We start from the raw sequence: 254 nt of genomic DNA, 5'->3' as shown, positions 1-254 counted from the left end.
AAGAACTCATCCCAAACCGGGCGTTTGGTCACGAAGGACGTGCCTAAATCCCCCTGTATCACGCCGGTGAAGTAATCCCAGAACTGCACATAGATCGGCCGGTCAAAGCCGAACTGCTGTTGCAGTTGAGATAGCGTTCTTCGGAAATGCCGCGCTCACCGGCCATGACGACGATCGGGTCGCCGGGCAGCAAGCGGATGAAGGCGAATGATATCAGCGTGACGCCGATAAAAGTGGGGATGAAGGTCGCAAGG

The 254-nt window shown here is 56.3% G+C and carries 1 pseudogene; it reads right to left on the bottom strand.

The features are described 5' to 3' along the window. Positions 1-58: 58 nt before the first annotated feature. Positions 59-254 (bottom strand): annotated as a pseudogene (locus tag FCK22_RS18280) (hypothetical protein); the annotation flags it as partial.

Source organism: Sulfitobacter sp. 15WGC (assembly GCF_005068605.1).
GTDB lineage: Bacteria > Pseudomonadota > Alphaproteobacteria > Rhodobacterales > Rhodobacteraceae > Sulfitobacter > Sulfitobacter faviae.
Note: the sequence above shows the minus strand (reverse complement) of the source record. Positions and strands in the feature narration are given on the sequence as shown.